Source organism: Desulfonatronospira thiodismutans ASO3-1, from assembly GCF_000174435.1.
Lineage (GTDB): Bacteria > Desulfobacterota > Desulfovibrionia > Desulfovibrionales > Desulfonatronovibrionaceae > Desulfonatronospira > Desulfonatronospira thiodismutans.
In genome coordinates this window covers 702,759-729,637 of record NZ_ACJN02000001.1, presented here as the reverse complement: position 1 = coordinate 729,637, position 26,879 = coordinate 702,759, and the positions used below count along the sequence as shown (strand labels likewise).

General features: G+C 53.7%; 19 protein-coding genes. 12 read left to right on the top strand and 7 right to left on the bottom strand.

Annotated features, from left to right (window positions below; all coding sequences use genetic code 11):
* Positions 1–53: 53 nt before the first annotated feature.
* Complete coding sequence (locus DTHIO_RS03365) at positions 54–1,082, top strand: M48 family metallopeptidase (RefSeq protein ID WP_008868946.1); 1,029 nt, start codon at positions 54–56, stop codon at positions 1,080–1,082.
* Between the two features lie 476 nt (positions 1,083–1,558).
* Here the strand turns inward: DTHIO_RS03365 and DTHIO_RS03355 are convergent, their stop codons facing one another.
* From DTHIO_RS03355 to DTHIO_RS03335, 5 genes are all read right to left on the bottom strand, one after another.
* On the bottom strand, positions 1,559–2,323 hold the full coding sequence (locus DTHIO_RS03355) for an enoyl-ACP reductase FabI (protein ID WP_008868944.1): 765 nt from the start codon (positions 2,321–2,323) through the stop codon (positions 1,559–1,561).
* Positions 2,313–3,227 (bottom strand): phosphoribosylaminoimidazolesuccinocarboxamide synthase, encoded by a 915-nt coding sequence (locus DTHIO_RS03350; RefSeq protein ID WP_008868943.1) that lies wholly within the window; start codon positions 3,225–3,227, stop codon positions 2,313–2,315. The genes DTHIO_RS03355 and DTHIO_RS03350 overlap by 11 nt, the downstream gene beginning before the upstream one ends.
* Before the next feature lie 5 nt (positions 3,228–3,232).
* On the bottom strand, positions 3,233–4,543 hold the full coding sequence (gene hisD / locus DTHIO_RS03345) for a histidinol dehydrogenase (RefSeq protein ID WP_008868942.1): 1,311 nt from the start codon (positions 4,541–4,543) through the stop codon (positions 3,233–3,235).
* Between the two features lie 135 nt (positions 4,544–4,678).
* The gene (locus DTHIO_RS03340; RefSeq protein WP_008868941.1) at positions 4,679–6,640 is read right to left on the bottom strand and encodes a transglycosylase SLT domain-containing protein; all 1,962 of its coding nucleotides are present in this window, start codon (positions 6,638–6,640) and stop codon (positions 4,679–4,681) included.
* Between the two features lie 182 nt (positions 6,641–6,822).
* Entirely contained in the window at positions 6,823–8,586 is a 1,764-nt protein-coding gene (locus DTHIO_RS03335; RefSeq protein WP_008868940.1) for a formate--tetrahydrofolate ligase, read from the bottom strand.
* Positions 8,587–8,916: 330 nt separating this feature from the next.
* Between DTHIO_RS03335 and DTHIO_RS03330 the strand changes: the two genes are divergently transcribed.
* Positions 8,917–10,467 carry an ASKHA domain-containing protein gene (locus DTHIO_RS03330; protein ID WP_008868939.1) on the top strand — a complete coding sequence of 517 codons (1,551 nt, stop codon included), beginning with the start codon at positions 8,917–8,919 and terminating at the stop codon, positions 10,465–10,467.
* A 149-nt stretch (positions 10,468–10,616) separates the two neighbouring features.
* Positions 10,617–11,198 (top strand): flavodoxin family protein, encoded by a 582-nt coding sequence (locus tag DTHIO_RS03325; RefSeq protein WP_008868938.1) that lies wholly within the window; start codon positions 10,617–10,619, stop codon positions 11,196–11,198.
* A 10-nt stretch (positions 11,199–11,208) separates the two neighbouring features.
* Here DTHIO_RS03325 and DTHIO_RS03320 read toward each other — a convergent pair whose 3' ends face one another.
* Together DTHIO_RS03320 and DTHIO_RS03315 are read right to left on the bottom strand one after the other, a co-directional pair.
* A complete protein-coding gene (locus tag DTHIO_RS03320; RefSeq protein ID WP_008868937.1) occupies positions 11,209–11,838 on the bottom strand; it encodes a DUF3786 domain-containing protein in 630 nt (209 codons plus the stop codon).
* Between the two features lie 21 nt (positions 11,839–11,859).
* A complete protein-coding gene (locus tag DTHIO_RS03315) occupies positions 11,860–12,681 on the bottom strand; it encodes a DUF3786 domain-containing protein (RefSeq protein ID WP_008868936.1) in 822 nt (273 codons plus the stop codon).
* Between the two features lie 427 nt (positions 12,682–13,108).
* Here DTHIO_RS03315 and DTHIO_RS03305 point away from each other — a divergent pair, with 427 nt between their 5' ends.
* The 9 genes from DTHIO_RS03305 (at position 13,109) to DTHIO_RS03265 (ending at position 26,863) form a co-directional block, all read left to right on the top strand.
* Complete coding sequence (locus DTHIO_RS03305) at positions 13,109–15,004, top strand: ASKHA domain-containing protein (protein ID WP_008868935.1); 1,896 nt, start codon at positions 13,109–13,111, stop codon at positions 15,002–15,004.
* A gap of 246 nt (positions 15,005–15,250) precedes the next feature.
* Entirely contained in the window at positions 15,251–16,021 is a 771-nt protein-coding gene (locus DTHIO_RS03300; RefSeq protein ID WP_008868934.1) for an ATP-binding protein, read from the top strand.
* Between the two features lie 357 nt (positions 16,022–16,378).
* Positions 16,379–18,559: an acetyl-CoA decarbonylase/synthase complex subunit alpha/beta gene (gene acsB / locus DTHIO_RS03295; protein WP_008868933.1), complete on the top strand. Its 2,181-nt coding sequence runs from the start codon at positions 16,379–16,381 to the stop codon at positions 18,557–18,559.
* A 46-nt stretch (positions 18,560–18,605) separates the two neighbouring features.
* Complete coding sequence (gene cooS / locus DTHIO_RS03290) at positions 18,606–20,564, top strand: anaerobic carbon-monoxide dehydrogenase catalytic subunit (protein WP_008868932.1); 1,959 nt, start codon at positions 18,606–18,608, stop codon at positions 20,562–20,564.
* 72 nt (positions 20,565–20,636) lie between these two features.
* Positions 20,637–21,122, top strand: a complete 486-nt coding sequence (locus tag DTHIO_RS03285; RefSeq protein WP_008868931.1) for an NADH-quinone oxidoreductase subunit NuoE family protein — start codon at positions 20,637–20,639, stop codon at positions 21,120–21,122.
* An 81-nt stretch (positions 21,123–21,203) separates the two neighbouring features.
* On the top strand, positions 21,204–23,528 hold the full coding sequence (locus tag DTHIO_RS03280) for an NADH-ubiquinone oxidoreductase-F iron-sulfur binding region domain-containing protein (RefSeq protein WP_008868930.1): 2,325 nt from the start codon (positions 21,204–21,206) through the stop codon (positions 23,526–23,528).
* 30 nt (positions 23,529–23,558) lie between these two features.
* The gene (locus DTHIO_RS03275; protein ID WP_008868929.1) at positions 23,559–23,966 is read left to right on the top strand and encodes a CBS domain-containing protein; all 408 of its coding nucleotides are present in this window, start codon (positions 23,559–23,561) and stop codon (positions 23,964–23,966) included.
* Between the two features lie 219 nt (positions 23,967–24,185).
* Positions 24,186–24,797: an NADH-ubiquinone oxidoreductase-F iron-sulfur binding region domain-containing protein gene (locus tag DTHIO_RS03270; protein ID WP_008868928.1), complete on the top strand. Its 612-nt coding sequence runs from the start codon at positions 24,186–24,188 to the stop codon at positions 24,795–24,797.
* A gap of 17 nt (positions 24,798–24,814) precedes the next feature.
* Positions 24,815–26,863, top strand: coding sequence for a molybdopterin-dependent oxidoreductase (locus DTHIO_RS03265; protein ID WP_008868927.1), 2,049 nt, complete (start codon positions 24,815–24,817; stop codon positions 26,861–26,863).
* Positions 26,864–26,879 lie beyond the last annotated feature (16 nt).

Sequence of the window (26,879 nt, the reverse complement as noted above, 5' to 3'; positions counted from 1 at the left end):
CAGGGCAAAAGTATTATCACTGAACGCAAAATTATTTTGCTGCAAAGGACAATATGGATTTTTTCAAGCACAAAGAGCAGGCCATCAGGACCAGCAGGTATTTAGTGTTTTTATTTATACTTGGTACCATAGGTGTACTTGCCATAATTTATCTGTTTATTTTCGGGTATTTTATTTTTAGTTATGGTACGGTTGAGCAAGCCTGGATGGCCATGAACATTTACCGGACAGAGATGGTAGTACTTGGGGGAGTAGTGGCTTTAGTTATCGTGGGAGGCACTCTTTTCCAGGTTTCCAGGTTAAGCAAAGGCGGCAGCGTTGTAGCTGACATACTTAATGCCAGGCTGGTTTCCCCGCAAACCCGGAATAGCAACGAGCAAAAGGCCCTGAATGTGGTGCATGAAATGTCCATAGCCTCCGGCCTGACAAAAATACCCAAGCTGTACGTGATGGATGGAGAAGATTCCATAAACGCTTTTGCAGCGGGGTGGCATGAGGATGACGCTGTAATCGGTCTTACTTCCGGGGCCATGGAGCGCCTGAGCCGTTCTGAACTCCAGGCGGTGGTGGGTCACGAAATAAGCCATATCCAGAACGGGGATATGTACCTGAACATAAAGCTCATGGGCATCATATTCGGCCTGCTGATCCTTACCTACATGGGCAGCTTCGTCATCCGCAAAGCTTTTTATGGTTCCATGATTTCCGGCAACAGGTCCAGGACGGATCCAAGGGCCTTGATTGTAATCTTGATTCTCGGGGCAGGGCTTATCATGGCCGGAGTCGTGGGCATGCTCCTGGGCAATATTATAAAGGCGGCCATTTCCAGGCAGAGAGAATACCTGGCTGATGCATCGGCAGTGCAGTTTACCCGCATGCCTCAGGCCATGGAGGGGGCCTTGATAAAAATCCGGGATATGTCCAGGACAAAAAACAAAAACCACCTGAACAACCCCAATGCAGAACAGGCCAGCCACATGTTTTTTACAGAGGCTGTAAGCAAGTTTGAAAGCCTGTTTGCCACCCACCCTCCCATTGAAGACAGGATCAGGCGGATAAATCCTGATTTTGGACGGGAATAAGCTGGGCCATTAGATTTGAAGCAAGTCCGGGGATGATCTCAAAAGCAGGGAACAGCCCCGAAACTGCCTGCATGAATGTTGCCTGCAGCTGGAAAATGCAGGCCTGGATGCAGGTGCGGAACCGTCCCCATGCTCAATGCAGCGCGCTGATTATGTGCGCGGTGTGGAAAAAGACGCACAGTATATCAACGTTTGAAAAAGGGTTTAGGTTTATTTTTCATCTCCTGGTTTTCCAGGATTGTCCGGGTCCATGTCTTTTTCAGGCTCACGGCCTCTGGAACTGCCCGGGCTTCAGCCGCCCTGAAAGCCGCAACTGGGCAAAACGACCTTGAGTAAAAATATCATGGCCACCACTACTAAAATAAGAACCAGAATGGATTCCATTGTTGACCTCGCAGGTTTTTAGTGTACCAGCAGGTTTTAGTACCTGACAGGTAGGTTATTTGTCATTGTAACCATGATACACGTTGAGTCAACTAAACACCGACTATATTGTATCCGGAGTCTACAAACAAAACCTCCCCTGTAGTGCCGGTAGACAGGTCAGAGGCCAGGTATACAGCGGATTTGCCCACGTCTGTCTGGGTCACATTGCGCTGCAGGGGCGCTTTTTCCTCGATGGTGCTCAAGATGGTCTTGAACCCGGAGATTCCGGAGGAAGCCAGGGTCTTTATGGGACCGGCGCTGATGGCGTTTACCCGGACTCCTTTGGGACCAAGGTCAACCGCCAGGTAGCGCATGGAGGCCTCAAGGGCGGCCTTGGCCACTCCCATGACATTATAGTTGGTCACGGTTTTTACTGAGCCGTAATAGGTCATGGTCATAACCGAGGACCCGGGATTCATGAGGGGCTCGAAGGCATGGCAGATGGCCGGAAGGGAATAAGCCGAGACATCCATGGCCAGCCTGAATCCTTCCCTGGAGGTGTCGATGAATCTGCCCTGCAGGTCATCCCGGTGCGCAAAGGCCACAGAATGTACCAGGATGTCCACCTGGCCCCATTTTTCCCGGACTGTTTCGGCTGCCGCCCTGATCTGTTCATCATCGGTGACATCGCAGTCGAAGATAAACTCACCGCCCAGTTCTTCGCTTATGGGAGCAACTCTTTTTTTTAGAGATTCCCCGACGTAGTTGAAGGCCAGGGATGCTCCATGCTCCTTGAACTGTTCCGCGATGCCGTAAGCGATGCTTTTGTTGTTGGCCACTCCGAAGATGACAGCCTTTTTATCTTTAAGCAGCATATGTCCCTCCCTGCATCAGGTCTTTTCCGGTTAGTAATTTGTATGCCAGCAGATATTTCTTTGTGGTTTCATTGATGATTTCTTCCGGAAGATCCGGAGGGGGCGGGTTTTTATTCCATCCGGAGCGTTCCAGCCAGTCCCGCAGATACTGCTTGTCAAAACTGGACTGTCCCTGTCCGGGCTTATACGTGTCCGCGGGCCAGAAACGGGAGGAGTCAGGGGTGAGGACTTCATCAATGAGCATGATGCGTCCATCCCTGGTGCCGAATTCAAACTTGGTGTCTGCGATGAGAATACCCTTTTTTTCGGCATATTCCCTGGCCTGGCCGTAAATGGATAAAGAAAGCTCCTGCACCTGTTGCAGCATTTCCTGGCCGATTTTTTCCCCGGCCTGTTTCATGTCTATGTTTTCGTCGTGTGCTCCGGCCTCGGCCTTGGTGGAAGGAGTAAAAAGGGGTTCTTCCAGCTTCTGGGATTCCACCAGTCCCTGAGGCAGGGTATAGCCGCAGACCTGGCCGGTGCGCTGGTAATCTTTCCACCCGGAGCCGGTGATATAGCCCCGGACAATGCATTCAATGGGCAAAGGGGCGGCCCTTCTGACCATGACCGAGCGTCCACGCAGTTCTTCACTGTAAGGTTTTAGAGGTTCTGGAAAATCTTCTACATTTGAGCTTATAAGATGATTGTCCACCAGGTCCTTGAACATATCCATCCAGAACAGCGTGATCTGGTTGAGCACGGCTCCCTTGTAGGGAATGGGCTGAGACATGACCACATCAAAGGCGCTCATACGGTCAGTGGTCACAATGAGCAGGGTGTCCGGATCCAGTTCGTAAATATCACGGACCTTGCCCCGTGAAATCAATGGAAATTCAGTGATGCTGGTCTGAGTTACCACTTGCATGTTCTTTACTCTCCTTTAAGTCTTATTTCTACGCTGCGGGCATGTGCCTCCAGGTTTTCCATCCTGGCCAGGCGGGCGATACCGGAAGCGTGCTGCTGCAGATAACTTTTGTCTGTGGCCAGGATGCTTATGTTTTTCTGAAAGTTTTCAACTGACAATGCCTGGGAGAACCTGGCTGTTCCCAGGGTGGGCAGTACGTGGTTGGGGCCGGCGAAGTAGTCCCCCACAGGCTCCGGGCTGGTATGCCCCAGAAATACTGCCCCGGCGTTTTTGACCCTGGCCAGCATGGGCCAGGGGTCCTGCAGGCAGAGTTCAAAGTGCTCCGGAGCAATGCGGTTGACCAGTTCCATCCCTGTCTGCATGTCCGGGACCTCAAATGATCCTCCCCAGTCCTTGAGGGCCTTGCGGGCGTTATCCGCACGGGGCAGACTCAGGAGCTGGTTTTCCAGCTCATGGGCCACTTTTTCAATCAGGTCTGCATCATCAGTCACCAGATAGGTCCCGGCCAGGGGATCGTGTTCGGCCTGGGATAGAAGGTCAGCGGCAATGTAATCCGGTCTGGCGCTGGAATCCGCCAGAACCGCCAGTTCGCTGGGTCCGGCAATCATGTCGATGCCCACCTGGCCCATGAGCAGCTTTTTGGCGGTGGTCACAAATATGTTGCCCGGTCCGGCTATCATATCCACGGCGGGTATTTCCGGAGTACCGTAAGCCAGGGCTGCAACAGCCCAGGCCGAGCCGCATTTGTAGATTTCATCGAGCCCCAGAAGGTGTGCAGTGGCAAGGAGATAGGGATTGAGAGTTTTGTCCTTGCGCGGCGGGGACACCATGCAGATGGATTCCACACCGGCCACCTGGGCCGGGATGGCGTTCATGAGCAGACTGGAAATAAGCGGAGTATCCCCGCCCTGTCCCCCTGGGACATAAAGGCCGGCCCTGGGCAAGGGAGTGACCATCTGCCCTAGAAAAGCACCGTCAGGGTCAGTGGTGAACCAGGAGTTCCTGGTCTGCTTGAGGTGATAGTTCCTGATTTTTTCAGCCGCTGTGCGGATGATTTTCAGGTCATTGCCTGGAATCATGGACATTGAGTCCTGGATTTCCGTTTGTGTGACCCGCAGGTTCTCAAGACTGAAATCTTCGCAGTCGAAAAGCCTGGTATATTCCACCAGGGCCTCGTCTCCAGACTTGCTGATTTTGTTCATGACCTCCCGGACTTTGCCTTCTACGGACATGTCCGGCTGCATTCTGAGGGTCAGCCATGATTTTATATGAGGCCAGTCATGGGTTGAAGTGTAAGAAAACTGTCTTCCGAACATGGATTGTGCTCCTGCTTTAGTATGCGAAACTCGCGAACCTCTTTCGTAAGAAGAACAACAATCTAATGCGCTTCGGTGATTTTATCAAGAACGGTTTTGGTCCCGGTCAAATCAAGGTGAAACCGTGTCTCAGGGCTACTCTGCTCCGGCAACCTGTTCCGCGGCCAGGTGTCCCGGCAGGACGGCCGGCATCCTCTGATACACTCTGGTGGGTTCCATGCCCATGCGGATCTGGTAGATGGTGGTGTAGGTCTTGACTCTCTCCACGTAATCCCTGGTTTCATTGAAGGGAATGCTTTCCACCCAGATATCCGCGGGTATGTTCTGGGATTTGGGCAGCCATCTTTTGACCCGGTGGGCCCCTGCATTGTATGCGGCGGTAGCCAGGACAGGGTTCTGCTGAAGTTCCTGCAGCCGCAGATCCAGGTAAAAAACACCGTAGCGCACGCTGGTGGCGGGATCAGTAAGGCGGTGGGGATTATTCAGGGACTCCTGGAGCCTGGCAGCGATAGTCCTGCCCGTGGCGGGCATGATCTGCATCAGGCCGATGGCCCCGGCAGGAGAACGTACGTCCGGCATGAACATGCTTTCCTGTCTGGCCAGAGCCAGGACCCAGGCAGGGTCCAGTGCCCTGCTGCCTGCATGCTCGGCTATCAGGTCATGGTAGGACAGGGGAAACCTGAGGGCAAGGTCTTCAAACTGTCTTGCACCTGCAGCAGCCTGAATGGCCCGGTCGTGCCAGCCGATACTCCGGGCCAGGACTGCAGCCGCTGCCATCATTTCCCGGTCTTTGCCCTGCAGGGCATGCATCCATTCCCGGCGGGCCTGGATTTCACGGTCCAGGTAATACAGTTCCAAGGACCTCTGAATTCCTGGGGCGCTTTTAAGGTCATCAATCTTTTCAGGATGGGGGTCCAATGGGGAATGGTTCAGGGAATAGGCCTGGCCCAGCCTGTCTGCAGCCAGCAATGAAAAATAGTTCTGCCTGCCAAGCAGGCCAAGATAGATACCCGAAGCCTGCTGGACAAGTCCCTGCTCCTCAAGGGCCCTGGCTCTCCAGTACTGCCACCTTGGAGATGATTTCTGGGAGCTGGAAAGATTGTCCCAGGCATCCAGCACTTCACTGTATTTCTGTTCGTAAAGCGCTGTGCGCACATGCCATTCGCGAAGCCTGGGGGTCTTGAGATCGTCGGGGAGATCCTGGAAACGCTGCAGAGCCTGGTCATGGCGTCTAAGGGCCAGGTAAAGGGCGATGTCCTGCTCTACTTCCGGAAAGTCTTTACGGTCGAGCTGGTTTTTTTCCAGGATATGGTCCCAGTCGTCAGCTGCATCCGGTGTATCCTTGCGCACAAGTTTCTTCATGCCGTAAACAAGGATTTTCCCTTGGGGGGTGCCGGCTGCTTGGGACCAGTCCTGATCTGGTGTAAGTGAAGGATCGCGGGCAATATCCAGCCAGAGATCAAGCCAGGGCTTGTCCTGTTCTGGCAGGTACCTTCCAAGGTATCTTGCCAGTCCGAGCTGGCCCTGATCAATGGAAAGGGCGATGCGCTCCCGGACAAGTTCCGGGGTCAGCCTGTCTTCATCTCGCCAGGCATTAAACAAGGGATCGCACTCATCAGGCCTGGATCTGCCATGCAGCCACATTTTTTCGGCGTGTTCAAAGGCTGCGTCCTTTTGCCCTGTCTCCAGAAGAGCTCTTCCGTATGAGCACTTTGTTTTTTCCCGGGATGAGCCTGCCTGGAAATCCCTGGCCAGCCTGGACCATTCCTGGTTCCCTGCAAGGTGATCCAGCCACCTGGAACGCAGCTGTGAAGCCAGGGGAGTTTGTTGATAATCTCTTAGAAAAGCAAGAATATCGGATTCGCGGGAAATGGAGATGTTCTCCCGCAGTTCTTCAAAAACTAAGTATGGATAGAGGGGATAGTCTATCAGCCCGGCGCTCAGGGACTGGAATTCATCCAGGCGGTTTTCCTGCAGGGCTTTTTCAGCATCAAGAAAATCCTGCCTTTCCTGCTGTATTCCGGCGCTGGAAGGGGTGATAGATAATATGAAAAATAAAGCAGCTGCACATATTGCCAGGCTTTTTTTAAGCTCCATTTCAAGCCTCCGAATGGATACGGCTTTGCCGCAAGAATTTCTACTGACGGCGAAATTAACCCATTACCGGAAGAAGGGCAAGCATGAATGGAAGTTTCGGGGATAAAAGTTTTGATGGTGAGAGAAAAAGGGAGCAGTGGCCTGCTCCCTTTTGAAGTCTTTAATATTGGGTTAAAGCGGACTTAGAACAGTCCTTTTACCTTGCCTGTTTCCGTATCCACGTCGATGCGGCGATAGGCCGGATCGGAGCCTGTGCCGGGCATGAGACTGATGGTGCCGGCTACAGGAACCACGAATCCCGCACCCTTGTAGGTCAGGATGTCGCGTACCGGAAGGGTCCAGTTTTTGGGCACGCCCTTGAGAGAGGGTTCATGGGACAGGGACAGGTGGGTTTTGACCATGCAGGTTCCCATGTCCTTCATGTCCGGATCTTTTTCCATGCGTTTGAGCTTGGCCTGGGCGTCCGGCCCGAAGCTTACACCGTCTGCTCCATAGACCTCCCTGGCAATGAGCTCGATGCGTTTTTCCAGAGGGGTTTCCAGGTCGTACAGGAAGCGGAATTCGTTTTTCTCTTCACAGGCATCAGTGACTGCATCGGCAAATTCCAGGGCTCCGTCCCCGCCGTACTGCCAGTGTTTGGATACGGCCACCCTGGCTCCGGCCTCTTCGCACAGGCGGCGCACAGCCTTGATTTCGTTATCCGTGTCCGTGTAAAAGGCGTTGATGCAGACCACAGGGTTGATGCCGGCCTTTTTGACGGTCTCGATGTGATGCAGGAGGTTTTTGCAGCCTTCTTCCACCCAGCCTACGTTTTCCTTGCCGTATTCTTCGGGCATGGGCCGTCCCGGCACTGGAATGGGCGCTCCACCGTGGCATTTCAGGGCCCGGATGGTGGCCACCACCACGGCGCAGTGCGGCTTGAGATTGGAATAGCGGCACTTGAGGTTCCAGAATTTTTCAAATCCGATGTCGGCTCCGAAGCCGCTCTCGGTGACGTTGTAATCGGCCAGTTTCAGGGCCACGCGGTCGGCGATGACCGAACTCTGTCCAATGGCTATGTTGGCGAATGGACCGGCATGAACGGCCACGGGCTGACCCTCCAGGGTCTGCATTAGGTTGGGGTTCAGGGCCTCCACCATCCAGGCGGTCATGGCCCCGTCCACTTCCAGGTCGGCAGTGGTGAGGGGGCGGTCCTGGCGGTCATAGGCCACAACGATCTTGCCGATTTTATTGCGCATGTCCTCCAGGTTCTTGGCCACGGACAAAATGGCCATGATTTCCGAGCTTACCGCAATGTCGAATCTGGACTGCATCATGGGGCCGTCCATTTTGGCCCCCTGGCCAATGGTGATGTTGCGCAGGGCCTGGGCGCAAAAGTCGATTATCCAGTTGAATTCGACTTTTTTGGGATGAATGTCCAGTCGCTTGAGGCCGCGTTTGGCCAGCTCTTCATCGGTATAGTTGTTTTCATGCTGCATGCGGGAAGTCAGGGCCACCATGCCCAGATTATGAGAATTCATGATGGCGTTGATGTCCCCGGTGAGTCCCAGGGAAAAAGGGGTCAAGGGGATGCACTGGGCCAGGCCTCCACCTGCCGCGGAACCCTTGATATTCATCGTAGGTCCGCCGGAAGGCTGCCTAATGGCACCCATTACAGATTTGTTCCTTCTGCCCAGCCCCTGAACCAGGCCCATGGCGCAGGTGGATTTTCCTTCTCCAAGAGGAGTAGGGGTAATGGCGGTAACGTCCACGTACTTGCCGTCGGGCTTGCTCTGCCGGCTTTCCAGGATCTTGCGGTAATCCAGCTTGGCCACGTAGTGTCCGTGGGGCAGCAGTTCCTCTTTAGCCAGGCCCAGCTGTTCGCCCAGTTCGTAAACTGTCTTCATGCGGCTTTCCGCTTCCTCGGCTATTTCCCAGTCTTTGTGCTTGGTGGGGTCAAGAGCCATATTAGTCCTCCTTGTGTGGGGTTTTTATATCGTCTCCGAAAAAGCATTATCATCTGATCTAATGTTACAGACACGTAAACCCGTCCGGCAATATGCAATCAGATGAAAGGCAGAACATTTCTGGTCTGCGGTAAAAAAACACGGTTCTGTTTGTGTGGGACTTTATACCTGGATTTGAAATGTCTGCCTTCCGGTTGACAGTTTTCATAGACAATATTTGCATTGTCAGCAAGTTGAGGATAAAAGTTGCTGGATAAAGAACTTGGCAATTTGAGGCCCGGTCAGCATATTTTTTGAATAAAGCTTTGTTAATGTCAGGAGCAGGACAGGATGAAAAGTATGGTTCAGGCAGTAGAGGTCAGTGCCTCAAAGCCCAGTCTTTCAGATAATACAGCGGATCTGGACCGGCTGAAACGCTCGGTCCGCCAGGCAACCGGGCAGGAGAATATCACTTGTCCATTGCCGGATATGGCCGGGGTGGCCGGCAGCTTCAGGGACGCAGGCTTCCAGGGCGCGGCTGTGGTAAGGGATACGGGCAACGGGATGGAAATTATCAGTTTTTTCCCCGGGATGCCGCAAAAACTCCCCGGAATGGCTCTGGATCTGGGAACAACCCACCTGGAGGCCTGTCTCGTGGATCTTTTGTCCGGACAGGAGATGGCCAGGGTATCCCGGGAGCATGCACAGGGGCAGTTCGGTGCGGACATCCTGACCCGGATTCATTATGCTGAACGTAATGCAGGACTTGCGCAACTGCAGCGGGCCACGGTTTCGGACATAAATGCCATGGCGGCCGACCTGGCAGGCCGGGCCGGGATGGTTTCAGGGGATCTAATGGCCCTGGGCATGGCCGGAAATACCGCCATGACCCATTTTCTGCTGGGGCTCAGCCCTTATCATATGTGCAGGGAACCTTACATCCCGGTTGCAAATACTGTAGATATTTTCCGGGCCAGGGACCTGGGCCTGGAGATCTGCTCTAGTGCACCAATCTGGGTTGCTCCCAGCGTCGGCAGTTATTTCGGGGGGGATCTTCTGGCCGGGATTGTCGCCTGTGACCTGGACCTTGAGGACCAGCCGGGCATGCTTGTTGACGTGGGCACCAATGCCGAAGTGATTCTGGGAGGCAAAGACTGGCTCCTGGCCTGCGCCGGGGCTGCCGGTCCCGCGCTGGAGGGCGGTGTGGCCAGGATGGGGATGCGGGCCGGTCCCGGGGCCATAGACAAGGTCAGCATTGACCCGGATTCAAAATTCCTGGATTATTCAACCATCGGCGGTGAGCCTGCTCTTGGCATCTGTGGATCCGGTCTTATCGATCTGGCTGCACAGATGTACCTGGCCGGCATGTTGGATACACGGGGTAAATTCAGGCCCGAGTCCATGAAAGAAAGATTTGTAGAAGACGAGCACAACCCCTGTTTTGTAGTTGTGCAGGGGGAGCAGAGCGGCCATGGTCAGCCGGTGACGGTACGCCAGTCGGATATAAATGCCCTGATCCGTTCCAAGGCCGCCATGTATGCGGTTTTAAGCACCCTTCTGCAGCAGGTGGGCCTGTCTTTTGAGGACCTGGGCAGGATAAACGTGGCCGGGGCCTTCGGCAGACACATAGATCCGGAAAAGGCCGTGGTCCTGGGAATGCTTCCGGATCTGCCCCTGAACGTGTACCATCCGGTAGGCAATACTTCTTTGAAGGGAGCCGTGCGGGCCATAACAGACTGTGATTTCAGGCAGAGGATAATGGATGCCGCCAGAAGGGTAACCTATATCGAGCTGAACGTGAACCAGGAATTCATGCACAGGTTTTCCGGGGCCAGGTTTATTCCCCATACTGATGTCAGCCTTTTTCCGTCAGTTCCCAGGCCTCAGGAAGTATGCAGGTAAGGGCGTATGGGTGTATGGGAGTAGGGGAGTAGGGGAGTAAAAGCCTTTATGAATCCAAAATTGTGTGACAGCAACATACTGAAATAACTGAACTGAAATTGCAACTATCAGAAGTTCATAAGTCTGTATAAAGTTTAAGGAGTAATGTCATGTCCGATTTAGTAGCCATATACGGCAGTCCCAGGCGCAAGGGCAATACTGCTGCACTTTTATCCAGGGCGGTGCAGGGGGCCAGGGACAGCGGGGCCTCGGTGCAGGAGTATGTACTCCGGGACCTGAAGATATCCCCCTGCCTGGAGATATACAAATGTCAAAAGGACGGGGAATGCGCCATTGAGGATGATTTCCAGGAAGTCCGGGACCGGATACTGCAAGCCAGGGGGCTTATTCTGGCCTCGCCAATTTTTTTCTACTCTGTAAGCGCCCATACCAAGGCTTTCATGGACCGTTTTCAGTCCATGTGGGTACGCAAGTACTGGATAGATGAGGAGCAGCCCGGAAAAAAAGATCTAAAGCGCAAGGGGCTTTTTATTTCCGCAGGGGCCACCAGGGGGGCCAGGCTTTTTGACGGGGCAGTGTTAAGCGTACGATATTTCTTTGATGTGCTGGATATGCAGCTCTGGGGAAGCCTGCTGTTTCGTGGCCTGGACGGGGCGAACGATGTCCAGAACTACCCGGAATACCTGGATGAGGCATATTCTCTGGGGCGGGACATGTATTATGATCTTTGAACATATCGTATTATTTCAACTGGTTAAAAAGCATTTCAAAAGAGAGCTTTGCTGCAGCCCAGGTGATGTCCACTGGCAGGTGATCCCGCCACAGGGCATCTATGAGGATTGAGCCGACAGGTGCAAACTCCTCGTCCCCGTACCAGAAGATAAACAGGACCGGGAAGCGGGGCATGGGGTAAAGTATCATGCTCAGGTCGCCGTTGCCATGAAGGTGGCCGCCCAGCCCGGCGCATGCCTTTTGTGCGCTCCCGGTTTTTTTTTGAATAAGTGCGGCCGGTTCATTCAGGGGCAGGACATGGGTCCCCTGGTCAAATATTCTGCCTCCGGGAATGCTTGCCGGCTTGATCCACTCATTGTGCAGGGGTTCATCAGGGCAGTGCACCAGGTACCTGAGAATGGACAGCCGGGTATAGCAGCCCAGGTCCTGCAGCAGGACCTGGGCCTGCCTGGAATGGGTGCTTATAACGCGCTCTGCCGGGTCGATGTCCAGTTTGCGGCCCAGGCACATGAGGCTGAAACTTTTTGAACCTGCCCCAGACCCGGCCAGGGTCCTTTTTTTTACCAGCTGCGGATCCAGGCCCTGCAGTATGGCCCAGGCCTCCTGTTCACCGTCATTTGTATTGTATTCGTCTGTCATGATCTGTCCTGGCAAAAGTGTTTATAAAGGAATGAACCCTTTTACTCCGTGCCGCAGAGCCAGCTTTTCCACCATCATGGCCAGCCCGGTCCCCAGGGCGAAAACACCGTCCACCCCCAGGTTGTCCTTGGCTGTTTCATCGAAAAAGATATGCAAAGCCGACTCCAGGTCTTCCGCCGGATACCACCAGGCAATGATCATGGGCAGTCTGGGCAGAGGATATAGAAGAAAAGAAACATCCGCCCTGAAGCCTTTGTCCACTTCCATAGCGTCGAACAGGTCCAGTATATCATAAAAAAGATCCGGATAGTTATCCGCCACCCTTTTCAGAGGTTTTTCACAGCGCTGCTCAAAAAGGCCCGCCCTGGGCCGGCCATGGGGCAGTTCCTTGAAGGGAGCCCAGTTGCCGGTGGGTTCTTTGCCTTTTCCATGCAGTATGTATTGAAGAACAGGTATGCTGACCCAGGGGTTGACATGTATTTCCGAGTCCAGGCCACCCTTTGTGTCCACACTGAAGTTCTTGCCCATTATCTGCAGGGTCAGTTTTTGGTTTTCAAAAATACCACCGGTTCTCCGGGCGGCCTCTGCCAGATCAGTTTCAGGGATTTTCTGCTGCAGGTAATGCATGGCCTGCTGCATATTTTCTTCAGTGCCTGTCCGGGCCGGTTCCAGGTCAGAATATTTATTCAGTGTCTCTTTATCAACATAAGGACATGCAGAAAGCTGTTTATGTCCCTTGAAAACTGAAGCAGCAAAGGCCATGCAGGTAGGTTCCCCGCATTCCCGGCAGTTGGACTGGTTCAAAAGCTGATAGATCTGCATGGGGTTCAAATTCTTGCTCATGAGTTCTCCGGATTATGAAGGTCATTTCAGGTGGTACATTAAGAGCCTGCAGGTTTTCATTGAAGAAATTTTTCCGGGCTGCCCTGCAACCAGGCTTTAGCAGCGAAACCGGCCTGGTGCCAGTAATCACCACCGAGGACTCCCTGAATGCTTACAATAAAATTATGTGTCAGCGCTTAAAACTGAAAGCCTAAGCACAAGTCCTGTTTTTTATCAAGTTTTTTCCGGTGAAGAACACAGCTCCGCTCCACTTTAAAAAATTGCCGCTCATCTAAAAGGTGAGAGGGGATTATTTTTTAAAGCTTTACAGGAATTGTTTTTTTAATGTATGTGTTCTTTCCGTATCAGCACAATCAAGTGAGCTGGTGTAAAGCGTTGCCATAATATCCAGATCCCGAGTATACATCCAGGAAAACGGAAAACTTTTATGTTCAATGTGACTTTTCTTCCCGCAGGCAAACAGGTCCAGGTGGAGCAGGGCGAAAACCTGCTGCGGGCAGCCATGCTGGCCGGGGTACAGTTCAGCGCTTCCTGCGGCGGCAGCGGCAGCTGCGGCAAGTGTAAGGTTCTGGTGGAAAAGGGTGAGTTTGAGTCTGATGTATCTGCCAGAATAAGTGCCGCTGATCAGGAAAAGGGATATGCCCTTGCCTGCATCACCAGGATCAACTCGGATATAGAGGTCCACCTGCCTGAAGATGCCCGGGCAATCGACCGCCAGGCCATTGAAAGGGCCATGCTCACCAGCGTGGAACCTTCCGAGCTGCTTGGCCATATTGAGATCAACCCTTCGGTCCAGAGGATCTATCTGGAACTGCCTCCTCCCTCCCTGGAAGACAATGTCAGTGATATTGACAGATTGACAAGGGCCCTGGAAAAACAGCTTGGCAGCAAAAAGATCCATCTTTCCTTGCCGCTAATCAAGCAGGCTTCCAGTACTCTTCGATCTTCCGGATGGAAGGCCACCTTTACCGTTTTTGCCACTGATGAGGGTTTCGAGGTTACCCAGGTCTTTCCCGGCCACAGGACAGAGCCAGTTTACGGTCTGGCCGTAGACATCGGCACCACCACCATCTGCGCGGAACTGGTCAACCTGGAAAACGGCCGGGTCCAGGCTCATCGCTCGGATTACAACAGCCAGTACTCTTGCGGAGAAGACGTCATCTCCCGCATAGTCTACGCCTCCAGAAACCGGGAAAACCTTGCCCATATCCAGGGCCTGGTCCACAGTACTCTAAACGGCCTGATTCAGGAGATGCTCAAGGAGACCGGGGTGCAAAGTCAGGATATAGCCGACGTGGTCATGTCCGGCAATACCACCATGACTCATCTGTTTATGGGCGTGGAACCAGGCATCAGGGAGGAGCCTTATGTGCCGGTGACAAGTGCTCCGCCTGTTCTTCAGGCCGGTGAACTATCCCTGGAGTGGAGTGATTCGGCCAGGATATACCTGACTCCTTCCAGGGCCAGCTATATGGGAGGAGACATTACTGCCGGGCTTATCGGCTCCAACCTCTTTCGTTCGGAAAAGCTGACCCTTTATATAGATGTGGGCACCAACGGAGAAATAGTCCTGGGCGGCTCCGAGTGGCTCATCGGATGTTCGTGCTCTGCAGGGCCGGCCTTTGAAGGGGGAGCCATCAAGCACGGGATGCGCGCCGCCACAGGAGCTGTGGAACAGGTCCGGATCGATCCCGGTACCTTTGAGCCCATGATTTTGACCGTTGGCCAGTCCAGCCCCAGGGGGATCTGCGGTTCAGGGCTCATTGACGCCATGGCCGAACTGCTCATGGCCGGAGTGATAACCTCCAAAGGACGCTTTAATACAGAACTGGACACCCCCAGGATCCGCGGACAGGAGGCTCTGGAATATGTCCTGGTCTGGGCTGAAGACGCCCAAAATGGTCAGGATATAGTCATCACCGAGGGTGATCTGGACAATCTTCTGCGGGCCAAGGCTGCGGTATTCGCCGGCATCACCACCCTGCTGAACGCTGTGGGCATAACTCTGCAGGATGTTGACGAACTGCTCATAGCCGGTGGGTTCGGCCGCTACCTTGAGCTGGACAAGGCGGTTACCATAGGACTTCTTCCGGAAATCAGCCCGGACAGGGTCAAATACATAGGCAACGGCTCTCTGCTGGGATCCAGGGTAATGCTTCTGTCCAGGCGGATGCGCCAGGAGGCCCTGCAGGTCTGCAAAAAAATGACCTACCTGGAGCTCAGCCAGGATCCTTCATTCATGGATCAGTACGTATCCGCTCTTTTTATGCCCCATACGGACATGTCCATGTTTCCATCAGTTCAGGCCAGCCTTATGGGGTGAGCTTTGGGAGGGCATGGCGCATGGGGCAGAGGGCATGGGGTAAGAAAGCATAGGGCAAAGGGCATGGGGCAGAAGTCAGAAAAGTTAGAGAGTTGAGTGCCAGGAATCAGTTCCGCATTTATTTCTGCTGGTTATTGTCAATCTCAAGAGCAGGAATAAATTTCAAAAGTAATTGCTGAATAAATAGTTAATGTTTTACTTGAAGTTTTAGGCTGTCTGGGTTTAATCTATAAGGAGAATGTTAAAGTGAGTAAGACCATTGCCCTGGTGGGCAAGGGGGGGACCGGGAAAACCACTCTGGCCTCGCTTATACTAAAATTTTTGATTCAAAACGGTCACGGGCCGGTGCTGGCAGTTGATGCTGATTCCAATTCCACTTTGAACCTGTCCCTGGGAGTGGAAGTGGATAAGACCATAGGCGGCATGCGTGAAGATATGACCCAGGAGATAAGGGATGGAGAAATCCCCGCTGGAATGTCCAAAGAGGCTTATGTAGAGTACCAGATGCAGCAGGCCCTGGTGGAGTCCAGCGGTTTTGACCTGCTGGCCATGGGTCGTCCCGAGGGCCAGGGCTGTTACTGCTATGCCAACAACCTCCTGCGCCGCCATATTGACAGCCTGGCAGAAAATTATCCTTTTGTAGTGGTGGACAATGAGGCCGGCATGGAGCATTTGAGCCGGCGCACCACCAGAAATATCGATATAATGCTCATTGTATCCGAGCCCACGCCGGTTGGAGTTATAACTGCGGGGCGTATCAGGAATCTGAGCAGGGAGTTGCAGTTGAATGTGGAGAAAAGCAGGCTGGTGATAAACCGCAGCAGCTCGAATATTCCTGACAATCTGAAAAAAACCGTCCAGGAACAGGGCCTGGAACCGGTCGTACTGCTGCCGGCGGACGAGATGATTCTGGATTTTACGGCCCGGGGGCAATCCCTGCTGGAACTCCCCGGGGATTCTAAAGCGGTGGAAGCGGTGGACAGGTTGTGCCGGGAAGTAATTACGGGTAACAGATAACCGATAACTGGGTTGCGGGCACAGCCCGCATTAGCGACTTACTGATGAAAGCCTGTCAGAAAAAACAAGAAACTTAGACAGGATTAACAGGATGACAGGATAAGCAATCAGCGGCCGGAAGCCGCAGATTGCATTAGCCATCCAGCACTCACTTTCTTCCGGCACCCATGAATGCAGGAAAAAAGTGAGTGCTGGAGTGATAACCTTTTGGCCTGGCTTCCGGCCAGGACAAAATGATTTTTTTCTTTATCCATCTCTTAATCCTGTTAATCCTGTCAAATAGCTCTTTTCTTTATTGGGTTGCGGGCACAGCCCGCGTTGGTCAAGAGATATTAAAGCATACCAGGAGGATTTCACATGTCAAAGATAATAGCGTCTGCAGCCATACGCGGAGCGCATGCCATAGTCTCACGTGCCGAGGAGCGCCTCAAAGAGGCCATTGACGCCAAAGGCCCGGATGAACCGGTGGCCTTTCCCAATACCGGCTACTATCTGCCTGTGATTTACGCCTTGAGCGGACACAAGGTAGAGAAGCTTTCAGATATGGAAAAGCCCCTGGCACTGGCCAGGGACATGCTGGGCGAGATTCCCACGGATTCCCTCTGGCTGCCTTACCTGGGTCAGACCTTAGACAGCGGCATATCCACACTTTTCGCCCAGGAGATAATGCAGGGAGTGCGTTATGTAATTGGCCCTTCACCGGTTCACGGCATTTACCTGGGTGCTGCTGATGACGCTATCATGCGCCAGCGCGGAGTGGAGTTTGTTGACGGCAGCGCTCCCGGATTTGCTGCTGTTGTGGGAGCGGCACCGGACAACGAGACCGCGGTGAAGATCGCCAGGGAACTGCAGCAGAAAAGCCTGTACGTATTTATGGCCGGCAGCACCAACGGGGTCTGTTTCGCTGACCAGCTGGCCGAGGAAGGGGTGCAGCTGGGCTGGGACACCCGACTGGTCCCCTTTGACAATGAAGTCCACGGCCAGGTTTACTCCCTTGGCTTTGCGGCCAGGGCGGCCATGTCCTTCGGCGGGGTAAAGCCGGGGGACTTCAAGAATATCTTAAAATACAACAAGCAGCGCATATTCGCCTTTGTCATCGCCCTGGGCGAGGTGGACGACGAGAAGTACGCCACCGCCGCCGGGGCCATAAGCTACGGATTTCCCACCATTGCAGACACGGATATTCCGGAGATTCTGCCCACGGGTGTCTGTACCTACGAGCACGTGGTGTCGTCCATACCCCACGACAAGATCGTTCAGAAAGCCATCGAGGTGCGCGGGCTCAAGGTGACGGTCACCGAGATACCCATTCCCCTGTCCTACGGCCCGGCCTTTGAGGGCGAGCGGGTGCGCAAGGATGATCTTTTCGCCGAATGCGGAGGCCGCAAATCCACCTGCTGCGAACTGCTGCGCATGCGGGAGATGGAAGAGGTGGAGGACGGCCGGATAGAGGTTGTGGGTCCGGACATCGATGAGCTGGAGCCGGTGGGGGTACTGCCCTTAGCTATAGTGGTGGACGTTGCCGGACGCAAGATGCAGAAGGATTTTGAGCCCATTCTGGAAAGGCAGTTTCATCACCTGATAAACAGCGCCGAGGGTATAATGCACATGGGCCAGAGGGACATTTCCTGGATCCGCATCAGCAGGCAGGCCAGGGAAAAGGGGTTCAAGCTCAGTCATATAGGCGATATCCTGCATGCCAAGCTATTGTCCGATTTTCCCTCCATTGCGGACAAGGTCCAGGTAACCCTTTATACAGAAGAGGACAAGGTCAACGAAATCCTGCAGGAGGCCAGGACCCTGTATAATGAACGTGACGAGCGCCTGGCCGGTCTCAAGGACGAATCAGTGGATACCTTTTACTCCTGCAGCCTGTGTCAGTCCTTTGCACCCAACCATGTCTGCGTCATTACTCCGGAGCGTCTGGGCCTGTGCGGCGCTTACAACTGGCTGGACGGCCAGGCCTCCTACGAAATCGACCCATCCGGACCCAATAAGCCGGTGGCCAAGGGCGAGGTTATAGACCAGCACAAGGGTGAATGGCAGGGGGTCAACGAATTTATATCCCAGGCCTCCAAGGGCAACCTGGAAAGGCTCAAGGCCTACAGCATCCTGGAAGACCCCATGACCTCCTGCGGCTGCTTTGAGTGCATTGTGGCCCTGCTGCCCGCTGCCAACGGGGTTATGGTGGTGGATCGCGACTTTTCCGGCATGACCCCCAGCGGTATGACCTTTTCCACCCTGGCTGGAATGGTTGGCGGCGGTATACAGACCCCGGGATTTCTGGGGGTGGGCAAGTTTTACCTGGGCAGCGACAAATTCATTTCAGCAGAGGGAGGATTCAAACGCCTGGTATGGATGCCCTCGCACCTGAAGGAACGCCTGCGCAACATGCTCCAGGCCCAGGCCGAAAAGGTGGGCGAGCCTGACATGCTGGACAAGATCGCCGATGAGACAGTGGCCACCACCGAGATGGAAGTACTAGAATACCTGGAAAAGGTAGGACATCCAGCTCTTGGCATGGATCCCATGATGTAGAGAGCATCAGCTAAAGTTTGATTAAATTAATCCGGAGGAATTAAAGATGGATAAGCCCATTAGAAGCGCCAACGAGGCTGCCGAGCAGATCGTCAGATGGAGCGATGAACAGAATATAAGTATTTGTTTTGACAAGGCCGGCAAAATGAAGTCCTGCCCCATAGGCTCATCAGGAGCCTGCTGTTCCAACTGTCATGTGGGACCCTGCAGGCTCATCGGCTCCAATGCCGAAGAAGAGGCTACAGGAGTATGCGGGGCAAGCCTGCCAAGCATTGTGGCCAGGAATTTTCTGAGAAAAGTGGTGTCCGGTACAGCGGCTCACTCGGATCATGCCCGGGATATGGCCTTTACCCTGCTGGCCGTGGCCACTGGCGAGGCCAAAGACTTTAGAATCGCTGACGAGCACAAGCTTTTCAAGATGGCCGATATCCTGGAAATTAATCACCAGGGCCGTGATGTAATGGAAGTAGCCAAGGACGTGGCCACCACCCTTATTGATGATTTCGGCCGCCAGAGGGGCGAGATCAACTACCTCAAACGGGCTCCACAAAAGACCCAGGAACGGTGGAAAAAGTGGGGGGTCATCCCCAGGGGAGTTGACCGGGAGGTTTGCGAGGGCATGCACCGCACCCATATGGGTGTGGATCACGACCCGGACAACCTGCTTTTAAACGCTGTCAAGGTTGCCCTGGCTGACGGGTGGGCCGGCAGCATGATTTCAACTGATATCTCCGATGTCCTTTTCGGCACTCCCCATCCCATGCGGGGCAAGGCCGGCTTCGGCATGTTCAAGGATGACGAGGTGAATATCGTGGTGCATGGCCACGAGCCCACCCTGGCGGAGATGATAGTATTAATGGCCGATGACCCGGAAATGCAGGAGTATGCGCGCTCCAAGGGGGCCGCAGGCATAAACCTTGGCGGCATGTGCTGTACCGCCAACGAGATCCTCATGCGCCACGGCATACCCACAGCCGGAGGTTTCACCAACCAGGAACTGGCCATTTTAACCGGCAAGGTGGATGCCATGACTGTAGACGTGCAGTGCATCATGCCTGCCCTGGTAAAACTCTCGGAACGGTTTCACACCAAGGTAGTAACCACCTCTGACAAGGCCAAATTTACCGGTGCCACTCATGTGGGCTATGAAGAGCACCGGGCCGCAGAGATTGCCAAGGAAATCATCAAGCTTGCCGTGGATAATTTTCCCAACCGCAAGAAAAACGGATACACAGCCACGGATCAGCAGGACCTGGTGGCCGGATTTTCCCAGGAATACATCGAATATATGCAGGGCGGGCGTATGCGTGCTTCTTTCAGGCCTTTAAACGACGCCATCCAGGTGGGCCGTATCCGGGGAGTTGTAGGCCTGGCCGGATGCGACAACCCCAGGGTTCCGGCCCAGGGGCTGCATCGCTACCTGGCCAAGGAATTCATCAAGTCGGACGTGCTGGTGGTTTCCACTGGATGCGGTTCACATGCCTGCCAGGCTGCCGGGTATATGACTCCGGAAATGGCCCTGGAGCATGCCGGTCCAGGGCTGAAGGAAGTCTGCGAGGCCATAGGCATTCCCCCAATTCTACCCCTGGGCTCCTGCGTGGACAACTCCAGGATTTTGACCATTCTTACCGCCATGGCCGCTGAAGGCGGCCTGTCCGAAGAGATAGGCGGCATGCCCGGAGTGGGCATTGCCCCGGAATGGATGTCCGAAAAGGCCCTGGCCATCGGGACCTATTTCGCTGCGTCCGGTGTGCCGGTTATTTTTGGCGGCGAGTCTCCGGTAGGGGCCAGTAACGAAGTGACCAGAATCATGAGCGAGACCTGGTATGAGAGATTCAAGGGGGCTTTTCATTTTGAGCCGGATCCGGAAAAGATATTCGACATGGCCCTGAAATACATTGACGCAGCCAGGGATGCCCTCAAGCTTAAGAAGTATGAGCCGGGCAAGTTCGGCGTGGAAAGGGTGCTCATGGATATGGCCGCCCGGCGCGAGAGCAGTCTGTAGGTTTTTAAGTGGACATGAGCAGGTCATGCAACGCGACTTTGAACCTAAAAGCATAAGAGGGGACAAATATCTATGAAGTTGGAAGATATGAACTTTGATGAAAAAATGGGCGAACTTGGAGCCATCATCGGCGAGGAGGAAAGAAAAAGAGGCATACTCATTCCGGCCCTGCACGAGATACAGAACAAGATGGGCTATCTTGACCCGGAAGAACTAAAAGAACTTTCTAAGTCCCTGAACATATCCCTGACCGAGATATACAGCGTGGCCAGCTTCTACAAGATGTTTCATTTCAAGCCCAGGGGCAAAAAAATCGTCAAGGTATGCTTCGGGACAGCCTGCTATGTGCGGGGGGCCAAGGTGGTTCTGGACTCTTTGTCTGAAGAGTTTGACGTCAAGGACGGGGAAACCACAGAAGATCTGACCATGACCTTAGAGACGGTGGGATGTGTAGGCTGTTGCGGCCTGGCCCCGGTGGTCACCTGCAACGAAGAGGTGGTTGGCGAAATAGACGGGAAAAAGCTGGATGCTTTCATTGATTCCGTAAAAGAGGAGTAGGGTACCGGTAATATTCGCTTTGTTCCCCGGCTGAAACCAAAGGCACGCAGCCTGCGGTCAAATACATAAGGAGCAGTATTGATGGAGAGGCTGAAGAGCTTAAAAGATTTTAAATCCCTGGAAGGCTCACTGCGCCGGCAGGAAGGCAATGGAGCCAAGGTCAGGGCGTCGGTTTGCTGCGGTTTGCCCTGTACTGCCCTGGGCTCTCAGGAGATTGCCCGGGAACTGGCTGATGAATCCGCCAGGCAGGGGATAGAGGTTGATATAGTCAAAACCGGCTGTCAGGGTCTGTGCCAGAAAGGTCCTCTGATGCAGGTGGAACCGCACGGGTATTTTTATCAAAAAGTAAAACCCGAACGTGCCGGAGAAATGATTTCCAAAACCATGGGCAGTGGTCAGCCTGTCCGGGAATTTCTTTACCGTGATTCCTTTCTGGACGAGGTAAAAGAACAGATTCAGGAGGTGCCCTTTTACAGCAAGCAGGTCAAAATAGCTCTGCGCAACACCGGGAAGGTGGATCCCCATGATATCCACCAGTATATAGCCGCAGGCGGATTCAAGGCCGTGAAAAAGATGTTTTCCAGAATGAGCCCCGATGATGTCCTGGAGGAGGTCAAAAAGGCCAATCTCAGGGGCAGGGGAGGGGCCGGGTTCCCGGCCGGTTTTAAATGGGCCCATACCAAGCGTTCCGGCAAAGGGGTGCCCAAGCTGGTCATCGCCAACGGGGACGAGGGCGATCCCGGGGCCTTCATGGACCGCTCCATCATGGAAGGCGACCCTTTCAGTCTGCTGGAGGGCATGCTCATCTGCGCTTATTCCATTGATGCAAACTTTGGATTTATTTATGTCCGTCACGAATACCCTCTGGCCATAAAGACCCTGGAAAAAGCCATTAAGCAGGCAGAAGAGATGGGCCTTCTGGGCAGGAATATCCTGGGCACAGGCTTTGATTTCAGCGTATTCATCAAGGAAGGGGCCGGAGCATTCGTATGCGGCGAAGCCACCTCCCTGGTGGCCTCCCTGGAAGGCCAGAGAGGATTCCCCAGGGCCAGGCCTCCAAGGCTTTCGGAGGTCGGGGGCGGAGCATGGGGGTACCCTTCCAACCTGAACAATATCGAGACTTACGCCTGTGTACCCCCCATTATCGAAAAAGGGGCAGACTGGTTTCTGGGCATAGGCACACCGGGTTCTCCGGGAACCAAGGTCTTCTCCCTGGCGGGAAAGGTCAACAACACCGGACTGGTGGAAGTACCCATGGGGATCACCTTGCGCGAAATCGTGGACGAGATCGGCGGAGGAATCCTGAACAACAGGAAGTTCAAGGCCATTCAGACCGGAGGGCCTTCCGGGGGCTGTATTCCGGAGCAGTACCTGGACCTGCCGGTGGATTTTGATTCCCTGTGGCAGGTAGGTTCCATGATGGGATCCGGGGGCATGGTGGTCATGGACGAAAGTGACTGCATGGTGGATATTGCCAAGTTTTTTCTGGCCTTCTGTCAGTCCGAGTCCTGCGGCAAGTGCCCCCCGTGCAGGGTGGGGACCTACCAGATGCTGCAGATAATGGAGCGCATAACTTCCGGAGAGGGACAGCCCGGAGACATAGAAAGGCTGGAAAAGCTCATTGAAACCGTAGGGGAAGGATCACTGTGCGGACTGGGCAGAAGCGCTCCCAATCCCGTGGCCACCACCCTCAGGTATTTCCGGGAGGAATACGAGGAGCACATCCATGACAAGTACTGCCGGGCCAATGTCTGCAGCGGCATGGGAGTTTTTACCATCGATCAGAAGGCCTGCATACTGTGCGGTCTGTGCAGGGATGCCTGTGCCTTTGATGCTGTGCGGGAAAGGCGGTCCAGCTATTTCATAGACCAGGAATACTGCACCAAGTGCAAGGCCTGTTTTGAGATCTGCCCTGTAGGAGCGGTCAAGGTAAAGAAGAAGGCTCAGATTGCCGTGGAAAAAATCAAAATACCCTATGAAGCAATGGTTTCAGTCAAACGCAAGGCCAAACTGACCTTGTGGGATGTTCTCAAATCCAAACCGCATGTGGTAATAACCATATATCATGATTCCACTGTTGCCGACGCCATCAGGACCCTGCATGACCGCAATGTCAGCAGTGTTTTCGTGGTGGATGACAACGCAAAGCTCATAGGTATTTTTACTGAGCGCGATGTGGTGCATTGCTACAACAAGGGCTTTTCCTGCCAGGATACACCTGTGGGACACGTGGCCCGCAAGGATCTTATCAAGTTCGAGCCGTCCATGGGCATCAGTTCAGCCATCCTCATCGCTTCCAGGAACAAGAAGAGGCATATGCCCATTGTGGATGGAGACAGGATCCTGGGCATGGTAACTTTCAGGGACCTGGTTTCATACCTGTTGCCTGAAATAAGCTACATTTAAACCAAGCCGGGGATTACAGGAGAAAAACAAATGCTACTGCAAGATATACTGGATTCCAAGCTGGCCCAGGTGGTCAAGGTGCACCAGGACGAGACCGTGGCCGAGACCATAAAACTCCTGGAAGAAATGAACGTCAGCGGTGTGTTCGTTGTGGACGACAATGACAGGCTGCGCGGCATATTCACGGAAAAAGACGTGGTTACCTGCTTCGCCACCGGGGTGCAGGCCTCTGATACCAGGGTGCGGGAGGTAAAAAGGGGTGATCTTGTTACCTTTGAACCTTCCACTGAAGTAAGCCTGGCACTGGCAACTGCTTCAAAAAACAAAATGCGGCATCTGCCCATAGTCCAGGGGGATGAAATAAAGGGCATGATCACCTATAGAGATCTGGTATCACATGTCCTGCCCGAGATATGCTTCATGGCCGAGGCCATGTAGGAAATAAGAACAACTGTAACCATTCAGGGGGCACTCACTTGTAGTTCCTGGCACAAGGTCTGGGGACTGTCCCCGCTAAGTACTATCTTTGAAGGTTCACGCAACTTAGCGTTTGTCATATTTTAATTGTGCAGGAAAGGTGTCGCGGGGACTGTCCCCAGGCCGTTGCGGCACCCCCTGAATGGTTACGAACAACCGCATCAATGAGCAGAGGTGACAATGAGCACGGAAAACTATGTGGAAGAAAAACCGAAAAAACTCAAAGATATAAGGAAGGAAGCAGAAGAACGGGCCTGTCCTGTGCAGCAGATGCAGTATTTTATTGACGAGTTCCTGGACAAACCCATGTGTGGTAAATGTTACCCCTGCGCCCTGGGTACCGGGGAGGCCCAGATCCGGGTGGCCAGGCTGGCCAGCCGGGGGGCCGAGGTTGACTCCCGGGACCTGGACCTGCTCAGGCGTATCGGAGACAACATGGTCCGAGGCTCCCTGTGCAAAAGGGGTAAAGACACTGGTGAGTTTATCCTGGAGCTGCTTGAAAATTCTCGGGACGAAATCATGGAGCATGTAGACCGGTCATGCCCAAGCAGGGAATGTAAAAGCCTGGTCAGATATGAAATAGTGCCTGAACTCTGCACCATGTGCGGGGAATGCAAAAAGGTATGCAGGTACAATGCTGTACTCGGCGAGACCAAAAAGCCCTATTTTACCGGATATCAGCCCTTTGAAATCAGGCTGAAAAGGTGCACAGGGTGCGGGGAGTGCGTGGACGTTTGCCCTGAGGGGGCCATAGTTGTCGGATCCAATCCCAGAAAAGAAGACAATAGTTAAGATATTAGGAGGTTTGAATGGATAAGCAGGTAAAACTCCGGATAGACGGCCAGGAAGTCCAGGCTCCCGCCGGGATGAATCTCATAGATGCTGCTGAACTCGCCGGGATTCACATCCCCAATCTGTGTTATCTCAAGGGCATGAAAGGGATAGGCGCCTGCAGGATGTGCCTGGTGGAGGTGGAGGGGCTAAAGGCACCTGTAATAGCCTGCAATACAAAAGTAAAGCAGGATATGGCGGTCCATACCAGGACTGAAAGAGTCCAGGAAATCAGAAGATTCGTCGTGGATCTTATTTTGTCCATGCATCCCCTGGACTGCGTTACCTGTACCAAGTCCGGTGTCTGCAATCTGCAGGATTACGCCTACGAATTCGGGCTCAGGGAAAGTTCCTTCAGCAGGAAAAAATTTACCTATCCCGTGGACGAAGGCAATCCTTTCGTTAAAAGGGACCCGGCCTACTGCATCCTGTGCGGCAGATGTGTGCGGGTGTGCAAGGAACAGGGGACCAATGTCCTGGACTTCATGGGCCGGGGAATCGAATCCAAGGTCATTACAGCTAATGACATGCCTCTGCATGAGTCCGGGTGCACTTTCTGCGGCAGCTGTATAGATGTATGTCCTGTAAGCGCCCTGCGCGAGGCGGACAGGGAGCAAAAGGGCCGGGAGTGGGAATTTTCCAGGCATGAATCCGTATGCATGCTTTGCGGCTGCGGTTGCGATATCACCGTGAGTACAAAAGGCGACTTGATCCAGAAGATCAATGCCGGAAGCAAAGCTCCCTCCACTGAACAGCATTTTATCTGCACCTACGGCAGGTTCGGTTACGAGCATGTCGACGGGGGCAAGCGCATTCTTTCTCCTATGGTGCGAAAGGGGGGTCAGCTCCAGGAGGTGTCCATGAAGGATGCCCTGGAGGACCTGGCGGGCAGACTCAAGAAAGCCGGAAAAAACACAGGGTTTATAAGCACGGCCTCTATTCTCAACGAGGATGCCATGACCCTGCAGAGATTTTCCGGGGAAGTGGTCAAGACCTCCAGCATCGACTCCACAGCCAGCCTTTATGCCCGGCCGGAGCAGCTTGAAAAATCCCAGAAGGCAAAAATAGACAAGGCTGATCTCATTATCCTGGTGGGGGTAAACCCATCCCAGTGGACCAGGGTGCTTCCTGCACTGGATGTCGCAGTGCGCAGAAGACTTTCCCGCAAGGGCAGGCTTATAACCATCAACTCCCAGGAAACCGCTTTAGATAAGCTGGCGGAAATAAACTTAAACGGGGACGAGATACAGGCCATACAAGGCATGATCAAATCTGTCCCGGACCATGGAATCAAGGTGGACCAGAAGCTTTTAAAACATGTCCAGGAAGCCTCAACGGACAAGAACATGCAGCAGGCGGCTGAGATGTTCGCCGGCAGCAGCAATCCCCTGATCATTTCCGATCCTGCTTTTTTTGACGTTGCATCCAACCTGGCCTGGATCAAGGGGCAGGCCATGGCCATGCCCCTGGAAAGTAACGCCCGGGGTGTGGTGCTCATGGGTGTCAAAAGCAAGGACAATACTTTTCAGGATATGGCTGCTGTGGAGCATGGCCTGGTGCAGCGGGGCAGAAGCACTGTAAAGCTTCTTTACGCCGTGGGTGATGTGCCTTTGAGCAAAAAGCCGGACGGTGTGGATTTCCTTGTGGTGCAGTCCTCAAGCTTTACCGGACTGGCCAGGGAGGCGGACATGGTTCTGCCTGCAGCTACTTACCTGGAGTCCTCCGGGAGCATGGTGGATTATCTGGGGCAACTAAAGACAGTGGAGCAGGCCATAGAACCCCGGGGTGAATCTAGAACCCACCGGGACATTTTCATTCAGCTGGCCAAAAACATGGGGGTTACCCTGAAAAAGCCCACTTTTTCGGAAGTAAAAAAGGCAGCCGGTTCAGAGGTCAGTCTATCGGTTGCAGATATGACCAGAAAGGAAGCGTTTCAGGAAACCCCGGAATCCTATCTGCAGGCCCTCAATGCCCCGGTGCTTGAAACCTCCAGGCTCTTATGGCTTAAAGAGTCCGGCATGACTTAGATCTGCTTTTAATGGC